Here is a 26,120-nt window from a genome sequence, read left to right as displayed (position 1 = left end):
ATTAAATTCCTGTTGTTAGATCAATACTTTGACCTTTTTTTAAAGTAATTATTGCTTTTTTATATCCAGATACTTTTACTTTTTTGCCTCTGGTAATTTTTGTTCTGTTTTGTTTATTTATAATATTTATTTTAGTCACATTAACTTTAAATATTTTTTCAATATTCTTTTTTAAATTTTTCTTATTTGCACCATCTGGAACTTTAAAAACAATTTTATTCAGTTCAGACAAGTTAGTTGATTTCTCAGTAACAACAGGTGATAAAATTTTGTCGTACAAGTGTATTTTTTCCATTTTATGAATATCTCTTTTCTAATTCTTTCACAGAACTTTCTGTGAAAACAACTTTTTTAAATTTAATAATATCGTAAGCACTAAAATGATTTACATCAGTAACTTTAACATTTGGAATATTTCTCACTGATTTTTCTATTTTTTCTTTAGAATTTTTATCTAAAATTATTAATGAATTTGTAATTTCAAGTTTATTAATTATTGAGCTCATCTCTTTTGTTTTTTTAATTTCAGAACTAAAATCATTTAAGATTAATAAATTTTTATTATTATTTTTTTCAGTAATTAATGAAGCTACGCTCTGTTTTTTTTCAGTTTTATTTAATTTTCTTTTCTTGTATGCTAATTCACCTTTCGGTCCATGAGCAATACCTCCACCAACAAATATAGGAGCTTTTCTACTAGCATGCCTAGCACCACCAGTTCCTTTTTGAGCGTATATTTTTGAAGTTGGTCCTTTTACTTCATTTTGTTGTTTAGTTTTGGCATGTCTTCCTTTGTAATTAGCATTTGTTTTATAAAGAACAGCGCTAACTAATTTATGGTTAATTTTAGCAGAAAAAATCTTATCCAAAACTTCAATACTATCTTTTTTCCCGTCTATGCTAATTTTATCTAATTTCATTATTTTTTCTTTTTCTCAGGTGTTTTTTTAGCTTCTTCAGCAGCTGCTTGTTTCTCACCAATTGTCATTTTGCTTATATTTTTCACTGATTTTTTAACCATTACTTCAGAATTTTTTGAACCAGGTATTGATCCTTTTAAGTAAAGAAGTTCGTTTTCTAAGTCTGTTTTTATTATTTCAATATTTTGCATTGTTCTTAGCTTGTCACCCATATGACCAGCCATTTTTTTTCCTTTAAAAACTTTTCCTGGATCTTGACTATGTCCAGTTGAACCATGAGCTCTGTGTGATATTGAAACACCGTGGCTGGCTCTTAAACCTCCAAAATTATGTCTTTTCATAGCACCTGCAAAACCTTTACCAATTGTCTTTGATCTTGTGTCTACAAATTTAATATCTTTAAATATTTCTAAACCAAACTCGTTTCCTTCTTTGTAAACAGAAGTATCATTTACTCTAAATTCCTTTAATTTTTTCTTAGCTTCAGTATTTTTTTTAGCAAAAACACCTTTCATTGATTTTGTTAGTTTTGAATTTTTAATTTTTCCATATCCAAGCTGAACAGCTTTGTATCCTCTTTTTTCCTCTTCAATGACCTGAATAACTCTAGCTTTTTCAACCTTTAGTACAGTCACAGGAACTAATTGACCAGATTTATAAAACTCTCTTGTCATTCCTATTTTTTTTCCTAATAAAGCTATCTCACTCATGATTAAATTTTTATCTCCACATCTACACCGGAAGCTAAATCAAGTTTCATCAAAGCTTCTACAGTTTGTGGTGTTGGTTCAATAATATCGATTAATCTTTTGTGTGTTCTTGATTCAAATTGCTCTCTACTTTTCTTATCTATGTGAGGTGATCTTAATACAGTATATCTTTCAATTCTTGTAGGTAATGGAATTGGCCCTTTTATTGTAGCCCCAGTTCTTTTAACTGTGTTTACAATTTCTTCTGTAGAGGCATCTAAAACCTTATTATCATAAGCTCTTAGTTTTATCCTTATGTTTTGCTTTTCCATTATCCCGCTACCTTTTTAGTTACTTCGTCTTGGACGTTTTGAGGAACTTTAGAATAATGATCAAAGAACATTGAATATTGTGCTCTTCCTTGTGACATTGATCTAAGATTATTAATATAACCAAACATATTGGCTAGAGGAACCATAGCTGTAATTACAGTTGCATTTCCTCTTTGTTCTTGAGTGCTAATTTGCCCTCTTCTACTGTTTAAATCACCAATAACATCTCCCATATAATCTTCAGGAGTAACTACTTCTACTCTCATAATTGGTTCTAAAAGTTTTAATCCACCTTGAGTACAAGCTTCTTTAAAACATGCTCTACTTGCAAGTTCAAAAGCTAAGACGCTTGAGTCAACATCGTGATGCAAACCATCAACAATAGTTACTTTGTAATCAATCATTGGGAAACCTGCCAAAATTCCACTATCAGAGACTGTTTCAATACCTTTTTCAACACCAGGAATGAATTCTTTTGGAATAGCTCCGCCCTTAATAGCACTTTCAACTTCTCTTCCTTTTCCTGGCTCTTGAGGTTCAACAAATAATTTAACCTTAGCAAACTGACCAGCACCACCACTTTGTTTTTTATGTATGTATTCATACTCAGCAGATTTTTCGATAGTCTCTCTGTAAGCAACTTGTGGAGCACCTACGTTTGCTTCAACTTTAAATTCCCTTTTCATTCGATCAACAATAATATCTAAGTGAAGTTCACCCATACCTTTAATGATTGTTTGACCCGACTCTTCATCTGAAGAAACTCTAAATGATGGATCCTCTTTAGCTAATCTTGCTAATGCTTCACCCATTTTTTCTTGGTCACCTTTTGTTTTTGGTTCTACAGCAATTTCAATTACAGGCTCTGGAAATTCCATTGGCTCTAATAAAACTGGATTTTCTTTGTCACATAAAGTGTGACCAGTCATAGTATTTTTTAATCCTGCTAGTGAAACAATATCACCTGCATTAGCTTCTTTAATATCTTCTCTTGAATTAGCATGCATTAAAAGCATACGACCAACTCTTTCTTCCTTATCAGATGAAGAGTTGTATACGGCAGTTCCAGACTTAATTGTACCAGAATAAATTCTAACGAATGTTAAAGAACCTACAAAAGGATCATTTGCAACTTTGAATGCTAAACCAGAAAAAGATGAACCATCATCAAATTTCATTTCTATTTCATCTTCTGATCCAACCTTTGTCCCTTTAATTGAACCAATGTCAACTGGACTTGGTAAGTAGTTGACAACTGCATCTAGTAAAGGCTGAACACCTTTGTTTTTAAAGGCAGATCCAGTTAAAACTGGAACAAAACTAAAATTCAATGTTCCTTTTCTTATACATTTGACTAAATCTTCTTCCTTAATTTCGTCTCCATTTAAGTAAGATTCCATTAACTTTTCATCTTGTTCAACGGCAGTTTCGATTAATTCTGTTCTATACTTTTCAGTTATTTCTTTAAGATCATCAGGAATATCTTTGTATTCCCATTCTGCACCTAAAGCCTCATTTTTCCAAACTTGAGCTTTCATTTTAACTAAATCAATCACTCCAGTTAGAGAAGCTTCAATTCCAATAGGAACTTGTAACACTAATGGCTTAGCACCTAATCTATCTCTAATCATGTCTACACATCTAAAGAAATCAGCACCTGTTCTATCAAGCTTGTTTACAAAGCAAATTCTTGGAACTTTGTATTTGTCTGCTTGTCTCCAAACTGTTTCAGATTGTGGTTCTACACCTGCTACACCATCAAAAACAGCTACTGCACCATCTAAAACTTTTAAAGATCTCTCTACTTCAATAGTAAAGTCTACGTGACCTGGGGTGTCTATAATGTTAACTCTGTGATCATTCCAAAAACAAGTTGTTGCTGCAGAAGTAATTGTTATACCTCTTTCTTGTTCTTGTTCCATCCAATCCATGGTTGCTGCACCATCGTGTACTTCACCAATTTTATGACTTTTACCTGTGTAATATAAAATTCTTTCTGTAGTAGTTGTTTTACCAGCATCTATATGAGCCATGATCCCAATGTTTCTGTATTTATCTAATGAATGAGTTCTAGCCATATCTTTTTACCACCTAAAATGAGCAAATGCCTTGTTGGACTCTGCCATTTTGTGTACATCCTCTCTTTTTTTAACGGCAGCACCTTTTTTTTCATAAGCATCATAAAGCTCATTAAAAATTTTATCTGCCATGTGTTTGTCTTTTCTTTTTCTTGCTGACTCAACTAACCATCTAATAGCTAAAGCTTGTGCTCTTTTACTTTTTACCTCAACAGGAACTTGGTAAGTTGCACCACCAACTCTTCTAGATCTTACTTCTACTGTTGGTTTGATGTTATTAATTGCTTCATTAAAAATATTTATTGGTTCATCTTTTGTTTTTGTTTTTATTTTATCTATTGCTTCATAAACAATTTTTGCAGCAATACCTCTTTTACCATCATACATTATATTGTTTATTAATTTTGGAATTATAGTTGAATTAAATTTTGGATCTGGAACTACATTTTTTTTTGGCTGTGTTTTTTTTCTAGACATTATTTACCTTTTTTTGTTCCGTATAAAGATCTTCTTTGTTTTCTGTTCGCAACACCTTGAGTATCCAGATTACCTCTTAGAATATGATAACGAACACCTGGTAAATCTTTTACCCTACCACCTCTAATCAGTACTACCGAGTGTTCTTGAAGGTTATGACCTTCACCAGGAATGTAAGCTGTAACTTCAAATCCATTTGATAATCTTACTCTAGCAACTTTTCTTAATGCAGAGTTTGGTTTCTTCGGAGTTGTTGTATAAACTTTAACACAAACACCTCTCTTTAAAGGTTGTTTTTGTAAAGCAGGAACTTTGTTCCTTGCAGCTGGTTTAACTCTTTTTTTTCTTAACAACTGATTAATAGTTGGCATAAATATTTTAAAATTAATTAATTTATTTTTAGATGAAAATAACTGACAGGTTATTTTGTGGCAGCGTTTAGTACTGTTAGAAGCACTACATTCCAACCAAAAACATCGCCAAATTACTTATTAATAGCCCTTTGTCAAACTAAAACTGCAATTTTTAGGCGATTTTTTTATTGATTTGCTTGTGTTTCTTCAGGTTCTGAAGCTTCTATTTTATCCTGCTCTGCTAAGAAATTATTATCATCCTCCAGAGCTTTATTGTTCCATCTATTTTTAATATTACCAGTACCTGCAGGAACTAATCTTCCAACAATTACGTTCTCTTTTAAGCCATTTAATGGATCAACTTTTCCTTTAATTGCAGCATCAGTTAATACTCTTGTTGTTTCTTGGAAAGAAGCTGCTGAAATAAACGATTCTGTTTGAAGTGAAGCCTTTGTAATACCCATTAGGACTCGTTCACCAACGGCTGGTGTTTTTCCTTCCGCAATCAATTTTTCATTAGTATTATCAAACTTAATTCTATCAACTACTTCACCAGGTAAATAACTTGAGTCACCTGATACTTTAACTTCAACCTTTTTAAGCATTTGTCTTAAAATAGTTTCAATATGCTTATCGTTTATTATGACACCTTGTAATCTATAGACTTCTTGAACTTGGTTAACAAAATATTCTGTTAATTCTTTGATTCCTAAAATTCTTAAAATATCATGTGGCAATGGTTGGCCATCTAAAAGATACTCTCCTTTTTGAATTTTTTCGCCCGGATTAAAATTGATATGTTTACCTTTTGGAATTAGATAGTTTGAAGGTTCCGACCCATCTTCGGGAACAATAGATACTCTTTGTTTACCTCTTACTTCTTTACCAAAAACAACACTACCATCATTTTCTGCAATAATTGCGCTATCCTTAGCTTTTCTAGCTTCAAATAATTCAGCAACTCTTGGAAGACCTCCAGTAATATCTTTTGTTTTTGTTGTTTCCTTGGGTAATCTTGCAATTACGTCACCTGCATAAACTTTTTGACCATCTTTAATTGATAAAATCGAATCTGGTACTAAGTAATATCTAGCTTCATTATCATCAGCTTTTTTAATCACATTTCCTTTTTCATCTCTTAAAGTAATTCTAGGTTTTAAATCAGTACTTTTTGATTGACCTCTCCAATCAATTACTGATTTAGAAGAAATTCCTGTTGCATCGTCAGTAGTTTCTTGAATTGATACACCATCAATTAAATCTACATAACTAGCTGTACCACTTTTCTCTGCTATAACTGGAGTTGTGTAAGGATCCCATTCACATATTTTGGTATTTGCTTTTACTTTGTCACCATTGTTGAAAAATAGTCTTGATCCATAAGCAACTTTATAAACTGCTATCTGAACTCCTTTGTCATCCTCTATAGAAAGTTGGGTGTTTCTTCCCATAACAATCAAATTCTTTTTAGAGTCCTCTAAAATATTTGAGTTGATTATTTTTAAAGTTCCCTCACTTTTGGTAACTATTTGAGAGTCTTGTTTAACTGAAGCTGTTCCTCCAACGTGAAACGTTCTCATTGTTAACTGTGTACCTGGCTCTCCAATTGATTGAGCAGATATCATTCCTATAGCTTCTCCAACATGAACCATCTTACCTCTTGATAAATCTCGTCCATAGCAAGTAGCACAAACACCCTCTTTTGAATTACATGTCATTACTGAATAAACTTTAATTGATTTAACTCCTGCAGCATCAATTTTATCGCAACCTGCTTCATCAATCATTTCAGATTTTTTAATAATTACTTCACCTGATAAAGGGTTTTTAACATCAGCAGCTGTTACTCTACCTAATGCTCTTTCGGATAAACTAACAACCACATTACCACCCTCTAAAATTTCAGATAGTTCAATAAATCCAGGATCATCGCAATTAACTTTTGTTATTGTTAAGTCTTGTGCAACATCACATAGTCTTCTTGTTAAATATCCAGAACTAGCTGTTTTAAGTGCTGTATCTGCTAACCCTTTTCTAGCTCCGTGAGTTGAATTAAAGTACTCTAAAGCAGTTAATCCCTCTTTAAAGTTTGAAATAATTGGACTTTCGATAATTTCCCCTGAAGGTTTAGCAATCAATCCTCTCATACCGGCTAATTGTTTCATTTGAGCGGCAGATCCTCTAGCTCCACTGTCAGCCATCATAAATACAGAATTTATTTTCAATCCTTCATCAGTTTTTTCTGTAGCTGAAATTCCTTTCATCATTTCTCCGGCAACTTTATCTGTACATTTAGACCAAGCATCAACAACTTTGTTGTATTTTTCACCTCTTGTAATTAAGCCTTCAGCATATTGAGTTTCATAATCTGCAATTAATTTCTTAGTATCATCAATTAATTGAGTTTTATTTTCAGGGATTACAAGATCATCTTTTCCAAAGGAAATTCCTGCTTTAAATGCGTGTTTAAATCCTAAATCTTTAAGCTTGTCACAGAAAATTACAGTTGTCTTTTGACCACAAAATCTAAATACAATATCAATTATTTCTGAAACTACTTTTTTAGGTAATAATCTATCTACCAAAGAGAACTTAATATTACTATTTTTAGGTAATAAATTTGCTAATAAAAATCTTCCAGCTGTAGAAGTGTATTTTTCTATTTTCTTATTCCCTTGCTCATCAACAGTCTCGTATCTTGAAATGATAGTACTATGTACATTTATTTGACCAGATGATAATGCAAATTCAATCTGATCTGAATTTGTAAAGTATCCAGCTGGTTTTTCAGATATAGGTTCTTGTGAAAGATAGTAAATTCCTAAAATCATATCCTGACTCGGAACAATAATTGGTTTACCGTTCGATGGAGAAAGAATATTATTTGTAGATAACATTAAAATTCTTGCCTCTAATTGTGCCTCTAAACTTAACGGCACGTGCACTGCCATTTGGTCACCATCGAAGTCAGCGTTAAATGCAGCACAAGTTAAAGGATGTAATTCAATTGCATCTCCTTCAATTAATTTTGGCTCAAATGCTTGAACTCCTAGCCTATGAAGTGTTGGTGCTCTATTTAAAAGTACCGGATGCTCTCTAACTATTAATTCTAAAGCATCCCAAACTGCATTTGTTTCTTTTTCAACTAATTTTTTAGCTTGTTTAATTGTTGAAGCTAAGCCTAATTTATTTAATCTTGCATATAAAAATGGTTTAAATAACTCAAGAGCCATTTTTTTCGGTAAACCACACTCATGTAATTTTAAATCTGGACCGACAACTATTACTGATCTTCCAGAATAATCAACTCTTTTACCTAATAAATTTTGTCTAAATCTTCCTTGTTTTCCTTTTAACATTTCAGCAAGAGATTTAAGTGGTCGCTTACCAGTCCCTGTTATTACCCTGCCTCTTCTACCGTTATCAAATAGTGCATCTACAGACTCTTGAAGCATTCTTTTTTCATTTCTTACAATGATATCTGGAGCTTTAAGATCCATTAATCTTTTTAATCTATTATTTCTGTTAATTACTCTTCTGTATAAATCGTTAAGATCTGAAGTTGCAAATCTTCCACCATCAAGAGGAACTAATGGTCTTAATTCTGGTGGTATAACTGGCACAACAGTCATAATCATCCATTCAGGTTTTTGACCTGTTTCAATAAATGATTCTATTAATTTTAATCTTTTAATTGCTCTTTCTTCGTTAACTTTTGATTTGGTTTCTTTAATAAAGCTGACAAGATTTTTTCTTTCTAATTCTAAATCTAAATTTTTCAGCATCTCAAGAACAGCTTCTGCTCCTATTCCCGCTGTAAAACTTTCTTCACCAAACTCATCCTGGTATTTTGCTAATTCTTCCTCATTTAAGAGTTGATTTTTTTGTAAACCAGTTAAACCAGGTTCTATTACTATAAAGTTTTCAAAATAAAGAACTCTCTCTATTTCTTTTAATTTCATGTCTACTGCCAAAGCAATTCTGCTTGGAAGAGACTTTAAAAACCAAATATGTGCTACTGGTGTAGCAAGATTAATGTGGCCCATTCTTTCTCTTCTTACATTTGATTTTGTAACCTCAACACCACATTTCTCACAGATAATTCCTCTAAATTTCATTCGTTTATACTTGCCGCATAAACACTCATAATCTTTTATTGGTCCAAAAATCCTTGCGCAGAATAAACCATCTTTTTCAGGTCTAAACGTTCTATAATTAATTGTTTCAGGCTTTTTAATTTCACCAAATGTCCAAGATTTAATTTTCTCTGGGCTAGCAAGTGAAATTTTAATACTATTAAAATTTTGAGCTTCTGAAATTTCGCTACCCTTAAATAGATCTGTTAATTCTTTTTTCATTAATTAAGCTCCACATTTAATGCTAATGATTTAATCTCTTTAACTAAAACGTTAAATGACTCTGGTATTCCAGACTCAAAGTTTTCTTCACCTTTAACTATAGTTTCGTAAACTTTAACTCTTCCTGCTACGTCATCAGATTTAACAGTTAAAATTTCTTGTAAAGTATATGATGCACCATATGCCTCAAGTGCCCATACTTCCATTTCACCAAATCTTTGACCACCTAACTGTGCTTTACCACCAAGTGGTTGTTGTGTAACCAAACTGTAAGGTCCTGTAGATCTTGCGTGAATTTTATCTTCAACTAAGTGATGAAGTTTTAGCATATAGATTATTCCAACAGTAACCGGTCTATCAAATTTCTCTCCTGTTCTTCCATCCCATAAATAAGTTTGTCCTGATCCTGGTAGATTTGCTAGTTCAAGCATCTCAGTAACATTTTTTTCTTTAGCACCATCAAAAACAGGTGTTGAGATTGCGATACCATTTTGCAAATTTTCACAAAGATCTTTGAATTCATTCTTGCTTAATTTATCTACTTTCTCGTTGAAAATTTCTTCTCCATAAACAGATTTTAGGAATTTTTCGATTTTTTCTGTTCTTTCTATTTTTTTGTTATTTTCGTTAACTAAATTTTTAACTTGTTCACCAAATTCTTTACATGCCCAACCTAAATGTGTCTCTAAAATTTGCCCAACGTTCATCCTGCTTGGAACACCCAGTGGATTTAACACAATATCAACTGGTCTACCATCTTCTCTATATGGCATATCTTCAACAGGTACAATTTTACTTACAACTCCTTTGTTTCCATGTCTTCCTGACATTTTATCACCAGGTCTTAATCTTCTTTTGATAGCAACGAATACTTTTACCATTTTCATAACACTTGGTAATAAATCATCACCACTTCTAATTTTTAGAACTTTATCTTCAAATCTCTCAGTTATGTCTTGTTTCGCTTTATTATATTGATCTTTTAATTGAGCTAATGTTGCTTCGTCATTTACATTTCCTACTGTGATTTTGAAGACATCATTAATTGATAATGTATTAATTATATCAAAATCTAACTTAGTTCCTTCTGATAAATCTTTTACTTTTTTTGTTAAAGATGATCCTGACAAGAATTGTGAAGCTCTTTGTTTAATACTTCTTTCTAAAATTTCTTCTTCAACAATTTTATCTTGTTGAACTTGCTCAATTTCAGCTCTTTCAATAGTTATTGATCTTTCGTCCTTCTCAATTCCATGTCTATTGAATACTCTTACATCAACTACCGTTCCACTGGATCCTCTAGACATTCTTAAAGATGTATCGGTTACATCAATAGCTTTTTCTCCAAAAATTGATCTTAATAATTTTTCTTCTGGACCAGATGCTGAGTCACCTTTTGGTGTAACTTTACCAACCAAAATATCACCAGCACTAACCTCTGCACCAATGTAAACGATTCCTGACTCATCAAGATTTTTTAAGGCCTCTTCATTTACATTTGGTATATCTCTAGTTATTTCTTCTTCACCAAGTTTTGTATCTCTTGCCATTATTTCGTATTCAACAATGTGAACAGATGTAAATACGTCATCTGTAACACATCTTTCTGAAATTAAGATTGAGTCTTCAAAGTTGTAACCTTGCCACGGCATGAATGCTACTGTAACGTTCTTACCTAAAGCAAGTTCACCTAATTTTGTTGAAGGACCATCTGCAATAATATCTCCAGATTTAACTTTATCACCAACTCTAACTAGTGGTCTTTGATTTATACAAGTATTTTGGTTTGATCTTTTAAATTTTTGAAGGTTATAGATATCTACACCAGACTTACTAAAATCTGTTTCCTCTGTTACTTTTATAACAATTCTTTTACCATCTATTTTATCAACAACTCCATCACGCTTAGCAACAATAGTTACTCCAGAGTCTAAGGCAACATCACTTTCAATTCCTGTACCAACTAGTGGCGATTCAGGTTTTAATAATGGAACTGCCTGCCTCATCATGTTTGATCCCATTAAGGCTCTGTTTGCATCATCATTTTCTAAGAATGGTATTAATGATGCTGCAACTGAAACTAGTTGTTTTGGTGATACGTCAATGTAATCAATTGAGTCAGGTTTAGCCAAAAGAAAGTTTAGATTTTGTCTGCATGAAACTAGTTCTTCAGTAATTTTTCCATTTTTATCAAGTTTTGTATTTGCTTGAGCAATAGTGAATTTTGTTTCTTCCATTGCTGATAAATATTCGACTTTATCTTGAACAACACCGTCTTTGACTTTTTTATATGGACTTTCAATAAATCCATACTTATTAATTTTTGCATAAGTGGATAAACTATTAATCAAACCGATGTTTGGACCCTCTGGTGTTTCTATTGGACAAATTCTTCCATAGTGAGTTGGATGGACGTCCCTGACTTCAAAACCTGCTCTTTCTCTTGTTAAACCTCCCGGACCCAACGCTGAAACTCTTCTTTTATGAGTAATTTCAGATAAAGGATTTGTTTGATCCATAAACTGAGATAGTTGTGAACTTGCAAAAAAATCTTTCAATGAAACTGTTAATGGTTTTGCATTAATTAGATCTTGTGGCATTGCTGACTCAACATCTAAAGTTGTCATTTTTTCCTTAATTGCTCTTTCCATTCTGTAAACACCAATTCTAGCTTGGTTCTCAACTAGCTCACCAACAGAACGAACTCTTCTATTTCCTAGGTGATCAATGTCATCGACATCATCTTTACCATCACGTAAATCCAACATTTTATGAATAATTGCTATGATATCGTCATTTCTTAATATGGTAATTTTATCAGAACATTCTTGGTTTAATCTTGAGTTCATTTTAACTCTTCCAACATCAGACAAATCATATCTGTCTGAGCTAAAGAAAAGATTATTAAATATTTGAGTTGCTATCTCTATGGTTGGTGGCTCACCAGGTCTTAACATTTTGTAGATTTCTGTGATAGCTTCGTCTTTAGTATTATTTTTATCAGCTAAAATAGTTGTAAGTAGATAAGGTCCTTTATTTATAGAGTTTGTAACAGAAATTTGAAGTGTGTGTATATTTGCATCTAAAATTTGTTGAATTATTGTATCATTTAATTCAGTCCCAATTTTAAATACACCATCTTCTTCTTCATTAACTTTTACATCTCTGTGTAAAAATTTGCCAAACAAGGACTCTCTAGAAACTAGTATATCTTTTAAACCATCATTAGCTAATTTTTTTGCACTTAAAAAATTAATCTTGTCACCTAATTTAATTACAACTTTACCAGTTTTTGCGTCAATTACTTCTTCTGAGAAATTTTTTGCTTTGTAGTTTTCAGGATTAAATTTAGTTTTCCACTTTTCGGTTTTTGTATCAAAAGTATACTGTTCACTTTCATAGAACTCATCCACAATTTCTGATTTTGTATAGCCTAAAGCTAATAATAAAGTAGATGAAAAAATTTTCTTTTTTCGGTCAATTTTAAAATATAGAAAATCCTTAACATCATATTCAAAATCTAACCAAGAACCTCTATTAGGAATTACTCTACAATTAAATAAAAGTTTACCGCTTGCATGAGTTTTTCCTTTATCATGATCAAAAAATACACCTGGACTTCTGTGCATTTGGTTCACTACAACTCTTTGAACACCGTTAGTTATAAAAGTTCCACTATTAGTCATCATAGGAACTTCACCCATATATACTTCTTGCTCTTTAGCTGATAAAATATCTTTTGTATTATTTTCTTGATCTATTTCATAAACTACTAATCTTAAAGTACACTTAAGAGCTGATGAATATGTAAGACCTCTTGCTATACATTCTTCAACATCAAATTTTGGTTTCTCTAATCTATATGAAACATATTCTAAAGTTGCTTTGTCATTTAAATCTTCAATAGGAAAAATACTTTTAAAAACTCTATCAAAACCTTTGGTAAGTTCAGCTGCTTCGGCATTAAATTCTGTTAATTCTTTGTACGAATTTTTTTGTACTTCAATTAAATTAGGTATAGATAAACTCTCTTTTAGTTTACCAAAACTTTTTCTTATGTTTTTCTTTTCAGTAAAAGATAATTGCATCTATATTTATAAATACTGATTAAAAATAATCAGTATTCGAATTCTTTCTATTTAATTTATTTAAGTTCTACTTTAGCGCCAGCAGCTTCTAACTTAGCTTTGATCTCTTCAGCTTCTTTTTTGTTTACACCAGATTTAACTTCTTTTGGTGCTCCCTCTACAAGATCTTTAGCTTCTTTTAAACCTAATGAAGTAGCTGCTCTTACTTCTTTAATAACATTAATTTTTTTATCACCTGCAGAAACTAACATGATTGTAAAATCATCTTTATCTTCTGCTGGAGCCGCACCACCTGCTGCTGCTGGAGCTGCTGCTGCCATTGGAGTTACACCCCATTTTTCTTCTAATTGTTTTGAAAGTTCAGCTGCTTCTGCAACAGTCAAACTTGATAAGTCTTCAATAATTTTGTTTAGGTCAGGCATATGTATTACTCTTTGGGTTGTGTTTCAGAATTTTCTGCCGACAAACTACTCATTTTTTCTGAATGTGCAAGCAAAATACTGATTAATTTAGATGCAGAAGCGTTCAAAATACCCACAATATTGGCTCTTGCTTCATCTAATGTAGGCAAACTAGCTACATTTTGGACACCAGCCTGATCTAAGACCTCGTTATCCATAATTCCACCAATTAATTTTAAGTTTTCGTTATCTTTTGCAAATTTTGAAAGAATCCTTGCAGACATTATAGCATCCTCTCCAAATGCAACTGCTGTAGGACCAGTAAATAAATTTGATAAATCTTTACACTTTGTTTTTTCTAAAGCTAATTTTGTAATTCTATTTTTCGTTATTTTGAAAATTATTCCATGTTCTCTCATTTTCGCTCTCAATTCATCTAATTGAGTCATAGTTAAACCTTGGTAATGAGTAACCATAACAGCTTTGCTGTTTTCAAACTTACTAGTCATTTCTTCAATATAATTTTTCTTTTGTTCTTTGTTCATCATAACTATATCGATTTCCCTAATTTAACTTTATATGAAACACCCATTGTTGATGTAGCAAATACACTTCTAATTAAATCACCTTTTAAAGTATTGTTTGATTTTTCTTTTTCTAAAGCATCTAAAATTGCATTGTAGTTTTTAAGTAATTGATCATCACTAAAAGATTTTTTACCAATACTCACTCCAATATTTCCGTCTTTATCATTTCTAACTTCTACTTGACCAGATTTAGCATTAGTTACTGCATCTTTAATATTTTCAGAAACTGAACCAAGTTTGGGATTAGGCATTAAACCTTTTGGTCCTAAAACTTTTCCTAATTTAGAGAGTTTAATCATCATTCCAGGTGTGCAAATTAATTTTTCAAAATTTAATTCTCCACCTTTAATTTTTTCAACAAATTCGTCACCACCTACGATATCTGCACCTGCATCTTTTGCTTCTTGTTGTTTGTTAGACTCACAAACTACAGCAACTTTAACTTTCTTACCTGTGCCGCCAGGTAAATTAACTACTGTTCTTATATTAACTTCGCTTTTCTTTTGCTTGTGATTTATTTGAAAACTTAAATCTAAAGATTCATCAAACTTAGTTGTGCAGTTTTTCTTAAGCTCAGGTAACAATTTTTCTATTGGCTCTGCGTTCAAGTCTTTTGTCTTTTCAGGTAATTTTTTGTATCTTTTTGATGCCATTATTCTTTTACCTCAATACCCATTGATCTAGCTGATCCTGCAATAATTTTTATAGCTTCTTCAATATCATGTGCATTTAGATCATTCATTTTTTCTTTTGCTATACTCTCTAATTGTTTTTTAGAAATTGAAGCTACAATATTTCTTCCAGGTTCTTTTGATCCACCTTTAAGCTTTACAGCTTCTTTAATGTAAAAAGATGCTGGAGGTGATTTAATTTTAAAATCAAATTTTTTGTCTTTATAAACTGTGATTTCTACTGGCACAGGTTTGCCTGCCATTGATTTAGTTTTATCATTAAAAGCTTTGCAAAATTCCATAATATTTACACCTCGTTGACCTAATGCAGGACCAACAGGTGGGGCTGGGTTAGCTTGACCGCCTTTAATTTGTAATTTTATAAATCCACTAATTTCTTTTGCCATTAACTTACCTTCTCAACCTGATTATATTCTAAATCTACTGGTGTAGGACGACCAAATATAGAAACTGACACCTTAAGTCTAGCTTTTTCTTCATCAATTTCTTCAATCATGCCTGTAAATGACGCAAATGGACCGTCTACAACCTGAACTTTTTCACCTACACTATAATCTACGCCAGATTTTGGCTGAGCAACACCATCTTTAATCTGACCTAAAATCTTTTCTACCTCTTTATCTGAAACTGGAACAGGAATGCCTTTTGTGCCCAAGAAACCACTGACCCTCTTTATATTCTTAATCATGTGATAAATATTATTATCCATCTCACTTTTAATTAGTACATATCCAGGAAAGTATTTCTTTTTTCTCTGAATTCTTTTACCTCTCTTAACCTCAGTAACATCATGTGTAGGCACAATAATCTCTTCAAACTTATCAGAAATTTTAGCTTTATCTGCCTCCTCTTTAATTAAAGAAGCTACTTTATTTTCAAAACTAGAGTGAGACTGAACAATGTACCAATTTTTCATTAAATACTCACTTTTAGTAAAAGTTCTAAGAAAAATTTCAAAACCTGATCTAAAAGAAGAAAAAATAAAGACATAACAACTGCCATAACAAAAACCATTAAAGCACCTTGCAAAGTTTCCTTCCAAGTGGGCCAAGTAACTTTAAAAGCCTCTTGTTTAACTTCTTGTATAAACTTAATCGGGTTTCTCATAATTTCTAAGCTCAAATTGGCAGGAGCGGAGGGACTCGAACCCTCAGCCTCCGGTTTTGGAGACCGGCGCTCTACCAATTGAGCTACACTCCTATTTATAGAGTTACTCTATAATTTTAGTTACTACTCCTGCTCCAACAGTTCTTCCACCTTCTCGAATTGCAAAGTTTAATTTCTCTGCCATAGCAATTGGTGTAATTAGTTTAACAGTGAATTTAGCATCATCACCTGGCATAACCATTTCAGTACCAGCTGGTAACTCTACTTCACCTGTAACGTCTGTTGTTCTAAAATAAAACTGTGGTCTGTACTTAGTAAAGAATGGAGTATGTCTTCCACCCTCATCTTTTTTGAGTACATACGCTTGAGCTTCAAATTTAGTATGTGGAGTAATTGAACCAGGCTTACAAAGAACTTGACCTCTTTCGATATCAGTTCTTTCAATACCTCTCAATAAAATTCCAACGTTATCCCCAGCTTCACCAGAATCTAAAAGTTTTCTAAACATTTCTACTCCAGTACAAACTGATTTCTTAGTTTCTTTAATTCCAACTATTTCAACTTCTTCTCCAGTTTTGATTACACCTGACTCAACTCTACCAGTTGCAACAGTTCCTCTTCCTGAAATTGAGAATACATCTTCAATTGGCATCAAGAATGGTTTATCAACCTCTCTAGCTGGTTGTGGAATGTGTTCATCTACCGCTTTCATTAATTCTAAAATTGAATTTTTTCCAATTTCATCATCTCTTCCTTCAACTGCTGCTAAAGCTGAACCTTTAACGATTGGTGTTTTATCACCTGGGTATTTGTATGAAGTTAAAAGTTCTCTAATTTCTTCTTCTACAAGATCAATCATTTCTTTATCATCAACTTGATCTACTTTATTTAAGTAAACAACAATTGCAGGAATACCAACTTGTCTTCCTAAAAGAATGTGCTCTCTTGTTTGTGGCATTGGGCCATCAGCTGCATTAACAACTAAAATAGCTCCATCCATTTGTGCAGCACCAGTGATCATATTTTTAACATAGTCAGCGTGACCAGGACAATCTACGTGAGCATAGTGTCTTTTTTCAGTTTCATACTCAACGTGTGCTGTTGAAATTGTTATACCTCTCTCTTTTTCCTCAGGTGCTTTATCAATTTGATCATAAGCAACTGCAGTTCCGCCGCCCGCTTGTGCTAATACATTTGTAATCGCGGCAGTAAGAGTTGTTTTACCATGGTCGACATGACCAATAGTCCCAATGTTACAGTGGGGTTTATTTCTTACAAATTTTTCTTTTGACATTACGTTTTTACCTCAGTTTATTTGTTTTCATTTTCAATTTTATTTTCTTGGAGCGGGTAAAGGGAATCGAACCCTTACATCCAGCTTGGAAGGCTAGCGTTCTACCATTGAACTACACCCGCACAACCCCAAGAGTAACACTCCATGTTATCTAAATTTTTATTAAATGGTGGAGGGGGAAAGATTCGAACTTTCGAAGACCGAAGTCAACGGGTTTACAGCCCGCCCCATTTGACCGCTCTGGAACCCCTCCTTTGGGGAAGTGTCCCCTTGTTCAATAAAGCTTCAAATAACATGCGTTTTATATATTTTATTTATGCAAATGCAACACGTGATTTAATAAGTAAATATTAAAAAAAACGTGTAAAACACTTAATAATTTATGAATAAATCATCATTTTTCATTGTTGGTCAACACGCGGTTATTGAGGCTCTTAGAAACCCTAAAAGAAAGGTTTTAAGAGTATTTTTAACTGAGGAGTCTAAAAAAAATATTCATAGAAAAAATCCAAACAAAAATGTTTTAGAAGACGTTAAAGTTTACTTTAAATCCAAAAAGGAATTAGACAAATATACTTCAAGAGAACAGTTAATGCATAATGGTTATGTTGCTGAAGTTGAACATTTAGATCAACCAGATCTAAAACAATTTATAAAAGGTAAAAATAACTTAACATTCGTCTGTCTTGATGAAGTTACAGATCCAAGAAACATTGGTTCATTAATAAGAAGTGCAGCATCATTTGATATTGATGGATTAATAATTAAAGAAAGACATTTTCCTCGAGATAGTAAGTTAATGTATAAATCAGCAAGTGGATGCATGGAACACGTAAATATATTCCAAGTATCAAATATTAATTCCACTTTAAAAAATTTAAGAGAAAAAAATTTCTGGATTTATGGTTTTGATGCAAAAGGTAAAAAAGATTTTACAGACATAAAATGGGAAGGAAATAACATCCTTCTATTTGGATCAGAAGGATTTGGTATGAGACAGCATACAGGTAAATATGCAGATTTTTTTGTTAAAATTAATATTAATGAAGATATAGAAAGTTTAAATATCTCAAATAGTGCTGCAATAGTGTTTCACCACCTTAGATATATAAAAAAAAAGAGTTGATTATTTAATAAATAATTAATAATTATTGCGCATGCCCTTGTAGCTCAGCTGGTAGAGCAATTGATTTGTAATCAATAGGTCCGCGGTTCGAATCCGTGCGGGGGCACCACTTCACTTACTTTTTAATCAAATTAACTTCTGTAACATCTACTCTTAAGACAATAGGTGTAGTCAGAGTGTGGACAGATCTGTAGATCAATTAATTTGTCAATTTAAAATCCACCTCTCCAGTTATCTTTATCTTCGAACCGCTCTTGCTCTTTTTTGGATGTAGGTCTGAATAAAAAATAAACTGCAAGAACAACGGTTAATAAAATTATAAAAATCTCAAGTGTCATAACCAAAAACCACAATCTCTAAAAATTTTTCGTTTAATCTACCAGGCTGTTAATTTCCAGCACTCATTAGCGTCTTCAATACGAACGTAACAACCAAGAAAAGACATAATTTTAAATGCACAAAAACCTCCAACTAAAATAATGACTGCGAGCATTATTGGATTAGTTTTTTTCATTTATCTAACTAGTCTCTCTTCTTATTTGCTCTATTTTAATCTTCTTTTGTAAACTTCTGTTTTTATCATAAAGAAGATTAAACTTTATTTTATTATTAGTTTTTACTGTAATTGATTTAGCATTTCTAACCTCTAAATTATCTGCAACAGCACTAATAGGTCTCTTAGTTGGGTTTAAATTAGTTATAACTATCTTAGTTTTATCATTAACTATTTTACCTTTCCATCTTCTTGGTCTAAATGCACTTATTGGAGATATGGATAATTTTTTCGAATGGAGACTTAAAATAGGTCCATGTACTGAAAGATTGTAGGCTGTGCTTCCTGCAGGTGTCGATACTAACACTCCGTCTGAAACTAAATTCTTAATTACTTGTCTTGAGCCTTGTTTAATAGATAAAGAGGCTGCTTGTCTACTTTGTCTAAGAACAGAAACTTCATTAATAGCTATAGATCTTCTAATTTGATTATTTCTAGTTTTGACAGTCATTTCTAGAGGAGAAATTGTAACCAAGTTTGCTTTTGTTAAATTTTTAATAATATCTTTTGATGAAAATTTATTCATAAGAAATCCATAATTTCCAGAATTGATCCCATAAAAATGTTTGTTAGAATTTTTATTCTTTTTAAGTGTCTGAAGCATGAAGCCATCACCACCTATAACAATAATCAGATTTTCTTTTTTAAAATGATTAGACTTAATTTTTTTTATTAATAAATTTTTAATCTTTGAAGATTTTTTATTTTTATCTGAAATAATATGAAGTTTGTTCATTTAGTGGTGCCCTCGGCCAGACTCGAACTGGCACTCCGCAAGCGGCAAGGATTTTAAGTCCTTTGTGTCTACCAATTTCACCACGAGGGCATCAATGAATTTCATGAGTATTTATGCTAATATTTATAATTGAACAAGAGTAATCTGTAAATTTTTTTTATTAAATTTTTTAATAATCTGAATTAATCAAATTAATTTAATTTTTTAACAATTTTATTATATATATCTTCAGCTAATATCTTGTATCCAAGACGATTAAAATGAGTATTCAACTCATAGTGAAATACATTTAATGGATTTACTCGATTAATAAATATTTCTTCACCATCGATAAAAACAAATCCATTTTTTTCTGATACATTTTTAACTGTTTTTTTTAAATGATTAAGTTGCTTAATTTGTGGATTGTTGTTGTACAAGCCATATTTTTTTGATTTATAGTTTGTTAATCTTTGCCAGCTAGGTATGTAATAAATATATCTATTTTTAATATTTTTCTTATCAAGGTATTTTTGAGAAATTTGTAATGCTTTATTGTAATCATCCTTATCTAGTAAAATTTCATATTTTTTAAAATACTTAACTAATGAAGATATTCCATTTACTTTTTCTGCAAGCAAAACTTTTAATTTGTAAAATAAGGATATTTTAAATTTTTTATCCACAAAATAATTTATTTCGTCTACTTTAGAGTGAGATTGATACCTTTTTAAATTATTATAAGAATTATAATTTGAAATATTATCCTCATAGTCATTACCCTCATAAAAAAACCATATTAATGTGTCAAAGTTTGTATTTTCAGTAATATTAGCTAGTACAGATAATTGCTTTACATAATTGACACCATGTATACCCAGATTTAAGTAGGATAAATTTTTATTTAACTTAATTAATTGACTCTTTAAATCTAAAGGTTTGTTTTCACAAATAGACATAGTGAATGAGTCACCAATTAAAACAATGTCTGTATTATTGTATAGATTATCTTTGTTTTCTCTAAAGCCATTTTTGTCAGTTTTGAAATACAACTCATGTAAACCAGATTCCAAACTTCCGCAATTTGCATTTACAATTGGACCGCTAAAATCTGAACTGTCATATGAATTAATTTCATATTGACTAAAATTACTTTCTTCATTTAAATTTATATTTTTTTTGTAATAAACAAGTCTTTCTTTTTTTTCTCTTAAATCACCTTTTTCCAAATTATATACTAATTCATAATATCTTGGAGGACCTGAAACAAAAATGTTAGTAATTTCTAAAATAACATAAATAAATAATATGCTACAAAAAAAAACTAAAATATTAATTAAAAATATTTTTTTCATGATTATTTATTAAATAAACACTTTTTATGACTTTAAAGCTTTTTTAAGATATCTGCTATCGAGTTTACAATCCTTGTATCCTCTTTTTACAACGTTTAAATACCTTTCTGTCGGAAATTTGAAGGGTGTTTTTTTTACCATAGTATAAGTCATCACCTTTTTTCCATAATAATAAAAATAATGTTTTTTATAAAGAATTGGAAAATCTTCATACACATCTAGTTTTTTTTCATCACTTTTAGAAATTTCAAATAATGCTCCTGGAACAATAGAGTTTTTTTTTGGTTCAACATCAGCAGCTCTATACTTGCTTCTAAATGTTAATCTAAAATCTTTCAAATTTATTTTTTTTAAAAAAATACTGTCTTTACATCTACGCTTCATTTGAAAATGATGAAGATTACTTCCATAAGCAAAATAAAGCATTATCTATCAACTACCTCAATTTTTTTCTCATTAACAAATTTCAAAATTTGAGAATTACAATTATCTATTTTATTTTGATCTTCTGATCTTATTACTATTGATACACCTAATTTACCTGCATGGAAAAAAGGATAACTTCCAATCTCAACATCTTTATTATCATTTTGAACTTTTGTTAAGGAGTTAGCAATTTCACTCTCAACAGTTCTTAAACTAATTGTAATGCTTTTAATTGGTTGACCACCTACTATACTGTTAGTCAAACCACCTAACATTGATTTTAAAATAGATGGTACCCCTGGTAAAGAAAATACATTTTCAACATTAAATCCTGGTGCGCCACTCGTTGGATTTAAAATTAATTTCGCATTCTCTGGCATCCATGCCATCTTTTGTCTACCTTCATTAAATTCACCTGGTTGGTAATAAGCTTCTAGAATTTTAAAAGCCTCTTTATGAATCTCATATTTAATTCCAAATGCTTTTGAAACAGATTGAGCGGTAATATCATCATGAGTAGGCCCAATACCACCAGTTGTAAAAACATAATCGTATGTTGATCTAAGTAAGTTTAAAGTTTTAACAATAGTCTCTTCAACATCAGGTATTACCCTAACTTCTACAACATTTACACCAATTGAATTAAGCCAAATTGCTAAGGTTGATGTATTTGTGTCTTGAGTTCTGCCGGATAAAATTTCATTGCCAATAATTAAAATCGATGCATTAACTTTTACTTTTTTATTCATATGAAATATATAATTTAGAAATGGAATTTACCAAGTCTCTAGTAAAAGGCAAACTAATCAAACGTTATAAAAGGTTTTTTACTGACGTTAAACTTGGTAAAGAAATTGTCACAGCTCACTGTCCTAACACAGGGTCAATGAAAGGTTTGTTAGACGAGGGTAATGAAGTTTATTTACTTCCTAACAACGATCCAAAACGAAAGCTTAAATATGGATTGGAAATCATTAAATCTAGAAAAAATTTAGTTGGGGTTAATACTCACATAGCAAATAGAATAGTTGAGCACGGACTTAAAAACAATCTTATAAATGAACTTAAAAATAATGACTCTGTAAAACCAGAGGTTTTTTTTAATAAGGAAACAAGATTTGATTTTTTATTAGAAAAAAAAACACAAAAAACCTTTGTAGAAGTAAAAAATGTTACATTATTTAGAAATAAAGACACGGCGGAATTTCCAGACGCTCCAACAGCAAGAGGAATTAAGCATTTATTAACCCTTATTGATGCCATAAAAAAAAGTTATAAAACATACTTAATATTTTTAGTTCAAATCCAAAATATGAAATATTTTAAAATAGCTAAAGATATAGATGAAAATTATTTTAAGACTTATTTAATAGCTAAAAAAGCTGGTGTTAATTTTTTGGCTTATAGATGTGATATAAGTTCTAAAAAAATTTTTATAGATAAAAAATTAAAAATTATAGATGACTGATTGCTTATAGATGACTGATTATAAAGACAAATTTGAAAAAATGCGAATTGCAGGAAACCTGGCAGCAAGAACTCTAGATATGTTAACTGAAAATATCAAAGAAGGTGTTTCTACAGATTATATCGACAAGTTAGGATATGAATTTATAAGAGATAATGGTGGATACTCTGCACCACTATATTATAGAGGGTTTACAAAATCTTTATGTACATCTTTAAATCATGTTGTATGTCACGGAATACCATCTGATAGAATTTTACAAGAAGGTGACGCTGTAAACGTTGATGTAACTGCAATAGTTGATGAACATTACGGTGATACAAGCAGAATGTTTTGTATTGGAAAAACTCCAGTTAAGTTAAATAATCTTATAGATGTTACTTACGAGTCTATGATGAGAGCTATTAAAATTTTAAAACCAGGAATTAAATTAGGAGATATTGGTTATGAAATTCAGTCTTTTGTGGAAGAAAAAGGTTTTTCAGTTGTCAGAGATTTTTGTGGTCACGGAATAAGTACTACATTTCATGAGCCACCAAATATTCTTCACTATGGTAAAAAAAATACAGGTATGGATTTAAGACCAGGTATGACATTTACGATAGAACCAATGATTAATATTGGTAAATATGATGTTAAAATGCTGAATGATGGCTGGACAGCTGTTACAAAAGATAAATCTTTATCTGCACAATTTGAACATACGTTAGGAATTACTGAAAATGGTTATGAAATCTTTACAGAATCTGTTAAAGGTTATTCAAAGCCTCCATACTTATAATTAATGATTAAAAGATACTCGCGAAAACAATTAACTAATATTTGGTCAGAAGAAAATAAATACAAAATCTGGTTAGATGTTGAAGTCGCAGCAGCTGAAGCTATGGAAAGACTTGGACAAATTCCAAGAGGTGTCGCTTCAATCGTTAGAAAAAAAGCTAAAATTAATGTGGGTAGAATTCATAAAATAGAATCAGAGGTTAAACATGATGTGATAGCTTTTCTTACCTCTGTTACTGAAAAAGCTGGAATTAAAGCAAGATATCTACATCAAGGAATGACTTCATCAGATGTTTTAGATACTAGTTTTAATATTCAATTAGTCCAATCTGGTAAAATTATTTTAAAAGATATTGATCAAATTTTAAAAGTTTTAAAAAAGCAGGCAAAAAAATATAAATTTACCCCATGTATGGGAAGAAGCCACGGTATCCATGCTGAACCAATTACTTTTGGTTTAAAATTGGCCTCATTTTATGAAGAATTTAAAAGAAATAGAAAAAGACTAAAAGATGCTATTGACGAAGTATCAACTTGTGCAATTTCTGGCGCTGTTGGTACATTTGCTAACATCAATCCAAATGTTGAAAAACATGTTGCCAAAAAATTAGGTCTAAAAATTGAGCCAATATCGACACAAGTAATTCCAAGAGATAGACATGCATTTTATTTTTCTGTTTTAGGTATTATTGCAGGATCTATTGAAAGAGTAGCAGTTGAAATACGACACTTACAAAGAACCGAAGTGTATGAATTACAAGAATATTTCTCTAAAAATCAAAAAGGCTCATCTGCGATGCCTCATAAAAAAAATCCAATATTAAGTGAAAATCTTACTGGTTTAGCTAGAATGGTTAGAAGTGCAGTTGTACCAGCACTTGAAAACATAGCGCTTTGGCATGAAAGGGATATTTCTCATTCAAGTGTTGAAAGAAATATTGGGCCAGATGCTAATATTACAACTGATTTTGCATTGGCTAGACTTACAAATATTTTAGATAACATGATTGTTTACCCTAAAAAAATGGTTGAAAATTTAAATTTAACAAAAGGTTTAATTTTTTCTCAAGAAGTTATGTTGGAATTAACTAAAACAGGATTAAGCAGAGAAAAATCTTATAGATTAGTTCAATCTTATTCAAAAAAATGTTTTGCAGAAAATTTAAATTTAATTGATGTTATTTCATCTGATAAATTTATAATGAGTAAAATTTCGCCAAAAAAACTAAAATCTATATTTAATTATTCTAAACACTTTAAAAATGTTAATTTTATCTTTAGGAGAGTTTTTAAATAATGAAAAAAGGAAAAAAATTATACGAAGGAAAAGCTAAAATCATTTACGCAACAAATGATAAAAACTTAGTTATTCAATATTTCAAAGATGATGCAACTGCATTCAATAATCAAAAAAAAACTACAATTGAGGGTAAAGGTGTTCTAAACAATAGAATATCTGAACATATACTCTCTAACCTCTCTCAAATAGGAATTAAAAATCATTTAGTTAAAAGATTAAATATGCGTGAGCAAATTATAAAGCTTGTAGAAATAATTCCGATCGAATTTATTGTAAGAAATGTCGCAACAGGTTCGATTACAAAAAGATTGGGTATTGAGGATGGTACTGTTTTAAAAGAACCTCTTATAGAATACTGCTTAAAAGATGACCAGCTTGGAGATCCATTAATATCTGAAGAGCATATTTTAGCATTTGATTGGTCGTCAAAAACAGAAATAGATAAAGTTAAAAAAATGATTTTAAGAATCAATGATTTTATGATTGGGATGTTTAGAGGTGTTGGAATAAAACTTATCGATTTTAAATTGGAATTTGGAAGAATTAAAATTGATGGAAAAAATGAAGTTATTTTAGCAGATGAAATAAGTCCTGATACGTGCAGGTTGTGGGATAGTATTACAGAAAAAAAATTAGATAAAGATAGATTTAGAAATGATCTGGGTGATTTAATTCCAGCCTATACTGAGGTTGCTAAAAGATTAGGTATACTACATGAACAATCTAATGTTTCAGCGGTAAATGTAACTAAATTATCTTCAGTTAAAAGAAAGAAAAAATGAAAATTTCTGTAGTCATCACTTTGAAAAAAGATGTACTTGATCCACAAGGAAAAGTTATTCATCAAACTTTGGATGGGATGGGTTTTGAGGATGTTAATGAAGTTAGACAAGGTAAATATTTTGAAATAGACACTAAAGAAACTGATAACGACAAAGCAAAAGCAAAAGTTGAAGAAATGTGTAAAAAACTTTTGGCAAATCTTGTAATTGAAAATTATAAAATAATTGATCCAAAGTAA

26 protein-coding genes and 5 tRNA genes are annotated in these 26,120 nt (G+C 31.0%); 7 read left to right on the top strand and 24 right to left on the bottom strand.

What is annotated here, in order from left to right; genetic code table 11:
• Nucleotide 1: 1 nt before the first annotated feature.
• The 19 genes from rplW to ACTTBL_RS01715 form a co-directional block, all read right to left on the bottom strand.
• Nucleotides 2-295, bottom strand: coding sequence for a 50S ribosomal protein L23 (gene rplW / locus ACTTBL_RS01805; RefSeq protein WP_440643351.1), 294 nt, complete (start codon nucleotides 293-295; stop codon nucleotides 2-4).
• Between the two features lies 1 nt (nucleotide 296).
• On the bottom strand, nucleotides 297-920 hold the full coding sequence (rplD, locus tag ACTTBL_RS01800) for a 50S ribosomal protein L4 (protein ID WP_440643350.1): 624 nt from the start codon (nucleotides 918-920) through the stop codon (nucleotides 297-299).
• Nucleotides 920-1,630 carry a 50S ribosomal protein L3 gene (rplC, locus tag ACTTBL_RS01795; RefSeq protein ID WP_440643349.1) on the bottom strand — a complete coding sequence of 237 codons (711 nt, stop codon included), beginning with the start codon at nucleotides 1,628-1,630 and terminating at the stop codon, nucleotides 920-922. The genes rplD and rplC overlap by 1 nt, the downstream gene beginning before the upstream one ends.
• A 2-nt stretch (nucleotides 1,631-1,632) precedes the next feature.
• On the bottom strand, nucleotides 1,633-1,941 hold the full coding sequence (gene rpsJ, locus ACTTBL_RS01790) for a 30S ribosomal protein S10 (protein WP_023853699.1): 309 nt from the start codon (nucleotides 1,939-1,941) through the stop codon (nucleotides 1,633-1,635).
• Nucleotides 1,941-4,019: an elongation factor G gene (fusA, locus tag ACTTBL_RS01785; protein WP_440643348.1), complete on the bottom strand. Its 2,079-nt coding sequence runs from the start codon at nucleotides 4,017-4,019 to the stop codon at nucleotides 1,941-1,943. The genes rpsJ and fusA overlap by 1 nt, the downstream gene beginning before the upstream one ends.
• A gap of 6 nt (nucleotides 4,020-4,025) precedes the next feature.
• Nucleotides 4,026-4,496, bottom strand: coding sequence for a 30S ribosomal protein S7 (gene rpsG, locus ACTTBL_RS01780; protein ID WP_023853697.1), 471 nt, complete (start codon nucleotides 4,494-4,496; stop codon nucleotides 4,026-4,028).
• Nucleotides 4,496-4,867 carry a 30S ribosomal protein S12 gene (gene rpsL, locus ACTTBL_RS01775; RefSeq protein WP_023853696.1) on the bottom strand — a complete coding sequence of 124 codons (372 nt, stop codon included), beginning with the start codon at nucleotides 4,865-4,867 and terminating at the stop codon, nucleotides 4,496-4,498. Before rpsL ends, rpsG begins: the two co-directional genes overlap by 1 nt.
• Nucleotides 4,868-5,034: 167 nt before the next feature.
• On the bottom strand, nucleotides 5,035-9,207 hold the full coding sequence (gene rpoC, locus ACTTBL_RS01770; RefSeq protein WP_440643347.1) for a DNA-directed RNA polymerase subunit beta': 4,173 nt from the start codon (nucleotides 9,205-9,207) through the stop codon (nucleotides 5,035-5,037).
• Entirely contained in the window at nucleotides 9,207-13,295 is a 4,089-nt protein-coding gene (rpoB, locus tag ACTTBL_RS01765; RefSeq protein WP_440643346.1) for a DNA-directed RNA polymerase subunit beta, read from the bottom strand. The genes rpoC and rpoB overlap by 1 nt, the downstream gene beginning before the upstream one ends.
• A gap of 56 nt (nucleotides 13,296-13,351) precedes the next feature.
• The gene (gene rplL / locus ACTTBL_RS01760; protein ID WP_023853693.1) at nucleotides 13,352-13,717 is read right to left on the bottom strand and encodes a 50S ribosomal protein L7/L12; all 366 of its coding nucleotides are present in this window, start codon (nucleotides 13,715-13,717) and stop codon (nucleotides 13,352-13,354) included.
• Nucleotides 13,718-13,722: 5 nt separating this feature from the next.
• Nucleotides 13,723-14,241: a 50S ribosomal protein L10 gene (gene rplJ / locus ACTTBL_RS01755; protein WP_440643345.1), complete on the bottom strand. Its 519-nt coding sequence runs from the start codon at nucleotides 14,239-14,241 to the stop codon at nucleotides 13,723-13,725.
• Between the two features lie 5 nt (nucleotides 14,242-14,246).
• Nucleotides 14,247-14,936, bottom strand: a complete 690-nt coding sequence (rplA, locus tag ACTTBL_RS01750) for a 50S ribosomal protein L1 (protein WP_440643344.1) — start codon at nucleotides 14,934-14,936, stop codon at nucleotides 14,247-14,249.
• Nucleotides 14,936-15,361 (bottom strand): 50S ribosomal protein L11, encoded by a 426-nt coding sequence (rplK, locus tag ACTTBL_RS01745; protein WP_023853690.1) that lies wholly within the window; start codon nucleotides 15,359-15,361, stop codon nucleotides 14,936-14,938. Before rplK ends, rplA begins: the two co-directional genes overlap by 1 nt.
• Nucleotides 15,361-15,891 (bottom strand): transcription termination/antitermination protein NusG, encoded by a 531-nt coding sequence (nusG, locus tag ACTTBL_RS01740; RefSeq protein ID WP_145597949.1) that lies wholly within the window; start codon nucleotides 15,889-15,891, stop codon nucleotides 15,361-15,363. The genes rplK and nusG overlap by 1 nt, the downstream gene beginning before the upstream one ends.
• Nucleotides 15,891-16,082 carry a preprotein translocase subunit SecE gene (gene secE, locus ACTTBL_RS01735; RefSeq protein WP_072090353.1) on the bottom strand — a complete coding sequence of 64 codons (192 nt, stop codon included), beginning with the start codon at nucleotides 16,080-16,082 and terminating at the stop codon, nucleotides 15,891-15,893. The genes nusG and secE overlap by 1 nt, the downstream gene beginning before the upstream one ends.
• Before the next feature lie 17 nt (nucleotides 16,083-16,099).
• A tRNA-Trp gene (locus ACTTBL_RS01730) sits at nucleotides 16,100-16,175 on the bottom strand.
• Between the two features lie 10 nt (nucleotides 16,176-16,185).
• On the bottom strand, nucleotides 16,186-17,376 hold the full coding sequence (gene tuf / locus ACTTBL_RS01725; RefSeq protein WP_440643343.1) for an elongation factor Tu: 1,191 nt from the start codon (nucleotides 17,374-17,376) through the stop codon (nucleotides 16,186-16,188).
• 48 nt (nucleotides 17,377-17,424) lie between these two features.
• A tRNA-Gly gene (locus ACTTBL_RS01720) sits at nucleotides 17,425-17,498 on the bottom strand.
• A 45-nt stretch (nucleotides 17,499-17,543) separates the two neighbouring features.
• A tRNA-Tyr gene (locus ACTTBL_RS01715) sits at nucleotides 17,544-17,629 on the bottom strand.
• 129 nt (nucleotides 17,630-17,758) lie between these two features.
• Here ACTTBL_RS01715 and rlmB point away from each other — a divergent pair.
• The gene (gene rlmB / locus ACTTBL_RS01710) at nucleotides 17,759-18,502 is read left to right on the top strand and encodes a 23S rRNA (guanosine(2251)-2'-O)-methyltransferase RlmB (RefSeq protein ID WP_440643342.1); all 744 of its coding nucleotides are present in this window, start codon (nucleotides 17,759-17,761) and stop codon (nucleotides 18,500-18,502) included.
• Nucleotides 18,503-18,535: 33 nt separating this feature from the next.
• A tRNA-Thr gene (locus tag ACTTBL_RS01705) sits at nucleotides 18,536-18,611 on the top strand.
• Between the two features lie 409 nt (nucleotides 18,612-19,020).
• Here the strand turns inward: ACTTBL_RS01705 and ACTTBL_RS01700 are convergent.
• The 5 genes from ACTTBL_RS01700 to ACTTBL_RS01680 form a co-directional block, all read right to left on the bottom strand.
• Nucleotides 19,021-19,791 carry an NAD kinase gene (locus ACTTBL_RS01700; protein WP_440643341.1) on the bottom strand — a complete coding sequence of 257 codons (771 nt, stop codon included), beginning with the start codon at nucleotides 19,789-19,791 and terminating at the stop codon, nucleotides 19,021-19,023.
• A gap of 4 nt (nucleotides 19,792-19,795) precedes the next feature.
• Nucleotides 19,796-19,881: transfer RNA gene (locus ACTTBL_RS01695), tRNA-Leu, on the bottom strand.
• A gap of 101 nt (nucleotides 19,882-19,982) precedes the next feature.
• The gene (locus ACTTBL_RS01690; protein ID WP_440643340.1) at nucleotides 19,983-21,125 is read right to left on the bottom strand and encodes a hypothetical protein; all 1,143 of its coding nucleotides are present in this window, start codon (nucleotides 21,123-21,125) and stop codon (nucleotides 19,983-19,985) included.
• 24 nt (nucleotides 21,126-21,149) lie between these two features.
• Complete coding sequence (locus ACTTBL_RS01685; protein WP_440643339.1) at nucleotides 21,150-21,551, bottom strand: gamma-glutamylcyclotransferase family protein; 402 nt, start codon at nucleotides 21,549-21,551, stop codon at nucleotides 21,150-21,152.
• A complete protein-coding gene (locus tag ACTTBL_RS01680) occupies nucleotides 21,551-22,300 on the bottom strand; it encodes a competence/damage-inducible protein A (RefSeq protein ID WP_440643338.1) in 750 nt (249 codons plus the stop codon). Before ACTTBL_RS01680 ends, ACTTBL_RS01685 begins: the two co-directional genes overlap by 1 nt.
• A 20-nt stretch (nucleotides 22,301-22,320) precedes the next feature.
• Between ACTTBL_RS01680 and sfsA the strand changes: the two genes are divergently transcribed.
• Genes sfsA through purS form a run of 5 tightly spaced genes read left to right on the top strand, consistent with a single transcriptional unit; the run spans nucleotide 22,321 to nucleotide 26,120 of the window.
• Complete coding sequence (gene sfsA / locus ACTTBL_RS01675; protein WP_440643337.1) at nucleotides 22,321-23,019, top strand: DNA/RNA nuclease SfsA; 699 nt, start codon at nucleotides 22,321-22,323, stop codon at nucleotides 23,017-23,019.
• A 10-nt stretch (nucleotides 23,020-23,029) separates the two neighbouring features.
• Nucleotides 23,030-23,800 carry a type I methionyl aminopeptidase gene (gene map, locus ACTTBL_RS01670; RefSeq protein WP_440643336.1) on the top strand — a complete coding sequence of 257 codons (771 nt, stop codon included), beginning with the start codon at nucleotides 23,030-23,032 and terminating at the stop codon, nucleotides 23,798-23,800.
• Nucleotides 23,801-23,803: 3 nt separating this feature from the next.
• Nucleotides 23,804-25,096, top strand: coding sequence for an adenylosuccinate lyase (purB, locus tag ACTTBL_RS01665; protein WP_440643335.1), 1,293 nt, complete (start codon nucleotides 23,804-23,806; stop codon nucleotides 25,094-25,096).
• Entirely contained in the window at nucleotides 25,096-25,881 is a 786-nt protein-coding gene (gene purC / locus ACTTBL_RS01660) for a phosphoribosylaminoimidazolesuccinocarboxamide synthase (protein WP_440643334.1), read from the top strand. Before purB ends, purC begins: the two co-directional genes overlap by 1 nt.
• Nucleotides 25,878-26,120: a phosphoribosylformylglycinamidine synthase subunit PurS gene (gene purS, locus ACTTBL_RS01655; protein ID WP_440643333.1), complete on the top strand. Its 243-nt coding sequence runs from the start codon at nucleotides 25,878-25,880 to the stop codon at nucleotides 26,118-26,120. The genes purC and purS overlap by 4 nt, the downstream gene beginning before the upstream one ends.

Source organism: Candidatus Pelagibacter sp. HIMB123, from assembly GCF_052048195.1.
Lineage (GTDB): Bacteria > Pseudomonadota > Alphaproteobacteria > Pelagibacterales > Pelagibacteraceae > Pelagibacter.
This window is presented reverse-complemented; position numbering and strand designations above follow the sequence as displayed.